A 6,786-nucleotide genomic window follows, 5' to 3' on the forward strand; every position below is an offset into this window, starting at 1 on the left:
TATGGATTTCCAACTCGATGAGGACCAGGTGGCGTTGCGCGACGGAATGCGGCGGCTCCTGGAGGGGCGGTTCGTCCTGCGGGACGCCACGGACCGCGTCGACCGGGCGCTCTGGCGCGAGCTGGGCGATGCCGGGTTCTTCGCGCTCACACTGGCCGAGGAGGAGGGCGGGGTCGGACTGGGGCTGCCGGAGGCCGTGTTGGTCTTCGAGGAGGCGGGGCGCGTGCTGCTGCCGGGGCCCGCGGTGGCGACGTTCCTCGCGGCGGGGGACGTGCCGGGCGCCGCGTCGGGTGAGGTCGTGGTGACCGAGGTCGAAGGATCGCTGGTGCCGTGGCTCGACGAGGCCGACGTGGTGCGCGGGGCGGCGGGGGGCGCCGTGCCGCTGCGGTCCGTCGACCCGCTGACGCCGCTGCACCGGGTGCCCGAACCCGCGGGCCCGGGGTCTCCCGTCGGCTCGCTGCTCCACGCGGCGCAGCAGCTCGGCAGCGCGGACCGCACCTGCGACATGGCCGTCCAATACGCCCGCGAGCGCGTGCAGTTCGGGCGGCCCATCGGGGCGTTCCAGGCCGTCAAGCACCTCTGCGCGCAGATGCTCGTGCGGGCCGAGCTCGCCCGCGGCGCGGTGTACGCGGCGGCCGTGACCGGGGACGCGCTGGAGATCTCCGGCGCCAAGCTGCTGGCCGACGACGCGGCCGTGCGCAATGCGCGGGACTGCCTCCAGGTGCACGGCGGCATGGGCTTCACCTGGGAGGCCGACGTGCACCTGCACCTCAAGCGGGCCTGGGTGCGCGCCGAGCTGGGGCGGACGGCGCGGGAGGCGGAGGAGGAGCTGGCCGCGGCCCTCTGAGGCGTCGGCCGACATTGGTCTACCCGATATCGGGCGTTTTGTCCTGTTGTTGCGCGAGCGGGAAGCGGCCCGCGGCAGGACTACTGAGCGTCGATATCGGGTTGTGTCCTACGCGTGACTCGTCACGGCACGGAGTCGGTGTCCGGCTCGGGTACCTTGTGTGGGATGCGAGTGGTTCTGAGGCCGAGCCATCCCGGTGTTGCCCCTGAGGCGACTCCGGGCCCGGGAATGCCCGCCGTTCGCAGCGCAGGACTGGGTTCCGTACCCGCCTGTTCGACCCCCCATGGCGCGCGTCGCACAGTATGCAGCACGCGTACTCCTTCGCGCTGGAATATGCCCGAAGCGCTTGTTGGGGTGACTGAACGTCAATCATGCTGGCTCCCAAGGGGTTCACGTTCGGTGACTCCGTGGAGTCGCGAGGCGATGTGTCCGCCGGTTCGGATGGTGTGAGCGGTGCAGGTGCTTCAAGTTCAGCTGGAGGTCGGGGCCGACCCCGCAGAGGTGGGACGGGCCAGGCGTTGGGCCCGTTCGCGGCTCGCGGGCTCGGGGATAGAGGCCGACGAGCCGGTGGCCGAGACACTGATCCTGCTGATCTCGGAGCTCGTCACCAACGCCGTTGTGCACACGGGCTGTCCGGCCGTGCTGCGCATGCTGCTCCCCTGTATCCCTGACGGTCCCGCCGATGCGCCGGGGACGGTCCGGGTGGAGGTCGCCGACCGCAGCGCCCGCCCGCCCGCGCCGCGGCACGCGGACGGCGACGACACCAACGGCCGCGGCCTGGAGCTCGTCGACGGCCTCGCCGACCGCTGGGGCTGGCAGCCCGAGGGGGTGGGCAAGAGCATCTGGTGCGAGGTGGACCGGTGCGACGCGGGCGTGGCCGCGGTGACCTTCGAAGGCGCGACCTATGACGCCGCGACCTTCGACGAAGCGCCGCGCGGCGAGGCCGGTGTCGCGTACGAAGCGGTGTGAGCGGCCGGGCGTAGGGGGCCGAGCTGGTGGGTCGAGTTGCATGGGGTCCGAGCTGTTGAGGGTCCTAGTTGTTTGGGGTCCGAGCTTTGAGGGTCTGAGTTTTGAGGCTCTGAGTTTTGAGGCTCTGAGCTTTGAGGGTCCGAGCTTTGAGGGTCTGAGTTTTGAGGGTCCGAGCTTTGAGGCTCTGAGTTTTGAGGGTCCGAGTTTTGAGGGTCCGAGCTTTGAGGCTCTGAGCTTTGAGGGTCCGAGCCGTGGCCGTGTGCGAGCCGCGCGAGCCCCCTTTGCTCGGGTGCGGGGCTCTCTGAGCCCGTATGCGCCGTCGTGTGCCACGATGCGCGCACCCATGCGCGGGTGGGGCAAATCGGTCATAATTCATTAATCCCCGGCCGGGTGTTGACGTACCGTGTCCGATTGATCACGCTTGTGTGCAGCGATTCGCCGCGAGGGGACGTCGAGGGTGCTCGGTGACGGAGGTTCCTTGACGAGATGTGGGTCGTGATTTCGGCGTCAGTCCCTTCGGGGCCATGAGGGGCAGGGTCGAGCGCCGGAGCCGGACGGCGGCGCGCGGCATCGCGCTCGGGGCGGAAGCCGACGCGCCGCCGCCCGAAGGGGTGGGGCGGGGAGAGTGGGAGTTCACAGCACGGCGACCGGGGCCACCGGCGTGCCCGTGCCGCCGGTGAACGGCTCGGGCATCGCGGACAGCAGGAAGGCGTACCGCGCATCTTCTGCACAGGCTGTGGACAACTTCTCCAGGTTCCAGTTCTGGCCCTGCAGCATCCCCATCTCGACCAGGTCGAGCGCGTGCACGGGCAGCCAGAGGTTCTCGATCTCCGGCGGGAAGATCTCGAAGGTCAGGGTGTCGTTCGCGACCGCCGCCACGTCCCGCGCGTGGAACCACTCGGGCGTGCGCACCGAGAGACCTGGTGACGGATAGCCGTACGCGTGCTTGTCGCCGGCCAGCAGCACCTGCGTCTGCCCCGTCCGGACGAGCACGACGTCGCCCGCGCGGACCGTGACGCCCCCGAACTCCGCCGCCTCGTCCAGGTCTTCGGGAGTGACCGCGTGGTCGCCGGGCAGCCGGTCGAGGCCCTTGGCGCGCGCGACGTCCAGGAGGACCCCGCGCGAGACGATGTACGGGACCTTGTCGATGCCGCTGAACTCGGCGCCCCCGTGGGCCGTGACGGTGTCCGCGGGGCGGCCGTTGTAGATCTTCCCCGAGTGCGAGACATGGGTGAGCGCGTCCCAGTGGGTGGCCGTCTGCAGGCCCATCGTCACCGCGTCGTCGCTGGTGGCGACCGTGCCGGGGCCGAACAGCTCCTGGTTGATCTGCACCATCGTGTGCAGGGGGTTGATGCGGCCGGGTATCAGGCCCGTTTGGACGCCGTCCTCCTTGAGCGGCAGCGCGAGCGGGACGCGGCGGCCGCTGCGGACGGTGGCCGCGGCCTCGCGCACGACCTCGTCGGTGACGAGATTGAGGGTGCCGATCTCGTCGTCCGCTCCCCAACGGCCCCAGTTGTTCACGCGTTTGGCGATGTCGTGGAACTCGGGCGGCAGGGTGGAGGGGGCCGCGGCCGAGTCTGACATGAGTCCTCCACGGGGCTTGTCTTCCGGTATCTGACGGGTCATAGAATCTAACGGTCCGTCAGAAACCGCGGGAAGGGGCCGGACGTGGGGAACTTCTTGGCAGGCAAGGTGGTGGCCGTGACCGGCGCCGGGCGCGGCATCGGCAGGGCCGTCGCGCTCGCCGCGGCGGCCGAGGGGGCGAAGGTCGTCGTCAACGACTACGGCGTCTCCATGGAGGGCGGCGAGCCGACCAGCGAGGTGGCCGACGCCGTCGTCAAGGAGATCCAGGCCGCGGGCGGAGAGGCCGTCGCCGTCGCGGACGACATCTCGACCATGGCGGGCGGGCAGCGGATCGTCGACGTCGCGCTGAGTGAGTACGGGCGTGTCGACGGTGTGGTCTGCGTTGCCGGGATTCTGCGCGAGCGGATGCTCTTCAACATGTCCGAGGAGGAGTGGGATCCGGTCGTCGCCACGCACCTGAAGGGGACGTTCACTGTTTTCCGCGCCGCGTCGGCCGTGATGCGCAAGCAGGGGTCGGGGACCTTGATCGGCTTCACCAGCGGCAACCACCAGGGGTCCGTCGCGCAGGCCAACTACAGCGCGGCGAAGGGCGGGATCATCTCGCTGGTGCGGAGCGCGGCGCTGGGGCTCAACAAGTACGGGGTGACCGCCAATGCTGTGGCGCCCGTCGCGCGGACCAGGATGTCGGCGAATGTTCCCATGGAGTTGAAGGAGATCGGGGAGCCGGAGGACGTTGCCGCGCTCGTCGTATATCTGCTGAGCGACCGGGCCCGCGAGGAGAAGATCACCGGGCAGGTCTACACGATCGCCGGGCCCAAGATCGCCGTATGGGCACAGCCGCGCGAGCTGCGCGCCGGGTACGCGGACGGGGCCTGGACCCCCGAGAAGATCGCCGACTTCCTGCCGGGGACGGTGGGGACCGATCCGATGCCGATGCTGGCGCAGCTGGAGGCCATGGCCAAGGCGGCGGCCGACAAAGAACGTCCGAACGCGTAGGCGGGGGCGGGGCGGTGGAGTTCGGGTTCGGGCCCGAGGACGAGGAGTTCCGCGACGAGGCGCGAGCCTGGCTCGCCGAGCACCTCACCGGCGACTTCGCCGACGCGGTGGGGCGCGGTGGGCCCGGCAGCGAGCACGAGGGCGGGGCTCAGCGGCGGGCCTGGGAGCGGGAGTTGGGGCGCGGCGGGTGGATCGGCCTCGGCTGGGACTCGGACGCGTACGGCAACCGGCGGGCCACGCTGACCCAGCAGGTGGTGTGGGCCGAGGAGTACGCGCGCGTGCGGGCACCCGGGAGGTACGGGCACATCGGGGAGAACCTCCTTGCGCCGACGCTCCTCGCGTACGGGAGCCAGGAGCAGCGGGACGAGTTCCTGCCGGCGATCGCCCGGGGGGAGGCCTTGTGGTGCCAGGGGTACAGCGAGCCGGGGGCCGGGTCCGATCTGGCGGGGGTGCGGACGCGGGCCGTGCGGGAGGGGGAGACCTATCTCGTCACCGGGCAGAAGATCTGGACTTCGTTGGCGCACGACGCCGATTGGTGCTTCGTGTTGGCTCGGACGGAGGAGGGGGCGCGGGGGCATCGGGGGTTGTCTCTGTTGTTGGTTCCGATGGATCAGCCCGGGAAGATCGAGGTGCGGCCCATCCAGCAGCTCACCGGCACCAGTGAGTTCAACGAAGTCTTCTTCGACGGTGCACGCGCGCGTGCCGCGCATGTCGTCGGCGGCGTCGGCCAGGGGTGGCGTGTCGCGATGGGGCTGCTCGGCTTCGAGCGCGGGGTGTCCACTCTGGTCCAACAGATCGGCTTCGCCGAGGAGTTGGCGGGTGTCGTGCGGGAGGCCGTGGCGAGCGGGGCGGTCGGCGATGCCGTGGTGCGGGATCGCATCGTGCGGCAGTGGGCCGAGCTGCGGGTCATGCGGTGGAACGCGTTGCGGACGCTGGGGAGTGGAGGCGGCGGGGAGGGTGCGGGGCAGGACCTCGGGGCGCCCAGTGTGGCCAAATTGCTGTGGGGGCGGTGGCATCAGCGGCTCGGGGAGCTCGCCGTGGAGGTGCGGGGGGCGGCCGCCGCGGTCGGGCCTTCGGACTGGCGTGCCGACGCTCCGTACGAACTCGACGCCCTGCAGCGGCTCTTCCTGTTCAGTCGCGCCGACACCATCTACGGCGGCTCGGACGAAGTGCAGCGGAACATCATCGCCGAGCGTGTGCTCGGTCTGCCGAGAGAGGCCAGAGGGCCTCGGTGAGGGGTGCGTGATGAGGGGCGTTGTCTTCGACGGGGAGCGGGTCGAGGTCGTCGACGACCTGGAGATACGGGATCCGGGGCCCGGTGAGGTCCTTGTCGCGGTGTCCGCGGCCGGGCTGTGCCACAGCGATCTCTCGGTGATCGACGGGACGATTCCGTTTCCGCCGCCGGTGGTGCTCGGGCACGAGGGCGCGGGGGTCGTGGAGGCTGTGGGCGCCGGGGTCACGCATGTGGCTCCCGGGGATCATGTGGCTCTGTCCACCATTGCGAGCTGTGGGGCGTGCGCCGAGTGCAACCGGGGGCGGCCGACGATGTGCCGCAGGGCGATCGGGCGGCCGGATCAGCCGTTCTCGCGGGGCGGGAAGCCGGTGTATCAGTTCGCGGCGAACTCCGCCTTCGCCGAGCGCACGATCGTCAAGGCCGTGCAGGCAGTGAAGATCGCGGACGACATTCCGCTGACGTCCGCGGCGCTGATCGGGTGCGCGGTCGTGACGGGGGTGGGGGCGGCGTTGAACCGGGCCGAGGTCGGGCTCGGGGACTCGGTCGTCGTCATCGGGGCCGGTGGGATCGGGCTCAACGTGCTGCAGGGGGCGCGGATCGCGGGGGCGTCGACGATCGTCGCGGTGGATGCGAATCCGGAGAAGGAGGCGGTGGCGCGGCAGTTCGGGGCCACGCACTTCTTTGGGGCGGTGGAAGGGGTGCGGGAGGTGCTGCCGGACGGGGTCGACCACGCGTTTGAGTGCGTGGGGCGGGTGGAGTTGGTGCGGGAGGCGGTCGATCTGCTGGATCGGCATGGGCAGGCGGTGCTGTTGGGGATGCCGGCGGCGGGGGCGGAGGCGTCGTTCGTGGTGGCTTCGATGTTCCTGGACAAGTCGATCCTGGGCTGCCGGTACGGGAGTTCGCAGCCGCAGAGGGATTTCGCGCTGTACGCGGAGATGTATCGGGGCGGGCGCCTGCTCCTGGACGAACTGGTGACGGCCACGTACGTGCTGGAGGACTTCGGCAAGGCGGTGGAGGACGCGCGGGCGGGGCGGGTTGCGCGGGGGGTTCTGACGTTCTGACGTGGGGTTTGTCTGCGGGTGTGTGGGGTGTGGTCGTGGGTGTGGGGGCTGGTTCGTCTTTTGGTGTGGGTGCTTTGCCCTGTGCGGGTCGTACG

The 6,786-nt window shown here is 70.5% G+C and carries 6 protein-coding genes; 5 read left to right on the forward strand and 1 reads right to left on the reverse strand.

What is annotated here, in order from left to right; all coding sequences use genetic code 11:
* Nucleotide 1: 1 nt before the first annotated feature.
* Entirely contained in the window at nucleotides 2-847 is an 846-nt protein-coding gene (locus AB0B50_RS43955) for an acyl-CoA dehydrogenase family protein (protein ID WP_362343522.1), read from the forward strand.
* A gap of 453 nt (nucleotides 848-1,300) precedes the next feature.
* Nucleotides 1,301-1,816 (forward strand): ATP-binding protein, encoded by a 516-nt coding sequence (locus tag AB0B50_RS43960; RefSeq protein ID WP_362343525.1) that lies wholly within the window; start codon nucleotides 1,301-1,303, stop codon nucleotides 1,814-1,816.
* Between the two features lie 633 nt (nucleotides 1,817-2,449).
* Here AB0B50_RS43960 and AB0B50_RS43965 read toward each other — a convergent pair.
* Nucleotides 2,450-3,400 (reverse strand): cyclase family protein, encoded by a 951-nt coding sequence (locus tag AB0B50_RS43965; RefSeq protein WP_362343528.1) that lies wholly within the window; start codon nucleotides 3,398-3,400, stop codon nucleotides 2,450-2,452.
* A gap of 84 nt (nucleotides 3,401-3,484) precedes the next feature.
* Here AB0B50_RS43965 and AB0B50_RS43970 point away from each other — a divergent pair, with 84 nt between their 5' ends.
* From AB0B50_RS43970 to AB0B50_RS43980, 3 genes are read left to right on the forward strand one after another with little or no spacing between them, the layout of a single operon-like run.
* Entirely contained in the window at nucleotides 3,485-4,396 is a 912-nt protein-coding gene (locus tag AB0B50_RS43970) for an SDR family oxidoreductase (protein WP_362343531.1), read from the forward strand.
* 14 nt (nucleotides 4,397-4,410) lie between these two features.
* A complete protein-coding gene (locus AB0B50_RS43975) occupies nucleotides 4,411-5,631 on the forward strand; it encodes an acyl-CoA dehydrogenase family protein (RefSeq protein ID WP_362343534.1) in 1,221 nt (406 codons plus the stop codon).
* Between the two features lie 10 nt (nucleotides 5,632-5,641).
* The gene (locus AB0B50_RS43980; RefSeq protein ID WP_362343537.1) at nucleotides 5,642-6,691 is read left to right on the forward strand and encodes a Zn-dependent alcohol dehydrogenase; all 1,050 of its coding nucleotides are present in this window, start codon (nucleotides 5,642-5,644) and stop codon (nucleotides 6,689-6,691) included.
* Nucleotides 6,692-6,786 lie beyond the last annotated feature (95 nt).

Source organism: Streptomyces sp. NPDC041068 (assembly GCF_040647455.1).
Classification (GTDB): domain Bacteria; phylum Actinomycetota; class Actinomycetes; order Streptomycetales; family Streptomycetaceae; genus Streptomyces.